Source organism: Acinetobacter sp. OYA S30 (assembly GCF_033599315.1).
In the GTDB taxonomy this organism is placed as follows: Bacteria; Pseudomonadota; Gammaproteobacteria; order Pseudomonadales; family Moraxellaceae; genus Acinetobacter; species Acinetobacter baumannii.
In genome coordinates, this window is sequence record NZ_JAWVAV010000117.1 from 1 (window position 1) to 1,150 (window position 1,150).

The following is a 1,150-nucleotide window of genomic DNA, read 5'->3' on the forward strand; positions in this document are numbered from 1 at the left end:
TAAATTTAATTGGGACCATCGACCGTTCCAGTTGAACTCGGCCCAAGGTAAGCGGCAATTTATGCTGCCATTCGCTTCCGGCATTCCCAATTTAAGCCCTAACTTTTCGCAAGTCCAAGGAACAGCGGCAATCTCTCAAGGTGGTACTGGGGCGACAACCGCAGCAGAAGCTCGAAATAATCTTGGTGCTGCCGCCAGTGGTGTAAATAGTGATATTACCGAGATCAAAGGCTTAACAACGGCACTTTCAATCGCGCAAGGTGGAACGGGTGCAAACTCCGCAATTAGTGCGAAAGTTGCATTAGGTCTGGGTGATGCTGGTGCATTGGGATATTCAGCAAATGCGGTTGCTTCGCTTTTTAATAAGACACTTGTTTCCGATTGGGTGTCTGTTTTAGGGCTTAATAGATTTGCCAACATTTCACATGGTGACTGGCAAGGCGGGAGTACAGCAAACTCTCTCTATATGCCTATGCGTTATGGGACATTGATGGGCTATCACGCCAATGATTCAATCGGTACTTATTCATGGCAATTCTTCAAAGGTGTGCTAGGGCACCAAATGTCATATCGATATGGTGCTGGATCTGATGCATGGTCAGCATGGGGGCATTTAAAGACCAGCTTCAATACATCAGTTGATGCAAACGGATTCTTAAAATCAGCCTCACCAGTAGTTAAGTTGTTTAACGACCATATCGAACTCAATAGTGATGCAGAAAAACAGCCGATTGAATTTAAGAAAGTTGATGTAGGCGATTATTTACTTAAAGGCTCTTTAGGCTTTGCCCAAGAAGGTTGGTACATCGAAGTACCCAAAGACGCAAATGGAAACACGATCGTAGCTGTGGTGTATGACACATTGGAAAACGGTGATCTATCTATTAAGACTTATAAACGTAAGTTTGATTTTGAACTTGCTGCAGTTGTTGCAGACTTGGAATTACCTATAGATATTTCAGAAGGTCGCTGGATTGATATTCGCTTGCATGAAGAACCTGAACCAGAGCCTGAGCCACCTACAACTGAAACACCTTTTGATTTCCAGCCTACAAACTTATCCGAGGCTGTGGCTGCTGCAATGGCTGGGGTGGAACCGCCGGAAGTCTCAGATACCGATGAAACACTTTAACAACTCGCTATTTTAGCG

Annotated in this window: 1 protein-coding gene; it reads left to right on the forward strand. The window is 44.5% G+C overall.

Going from position 1 to position 1,150, the window contains the following annotated elements; all coding sequences use genetic code 11:
* A partial coding sequence (locus R5R67_RS19380; RefSeq protein WP_318755196.1) for a phage tail protein occupies positions 1 to 1,132 on the forward strand: 1,132 nt, incomplete at its 5' end.
* Positions 1,133 to 1,150: the final 18 nt, after the last annotated feature.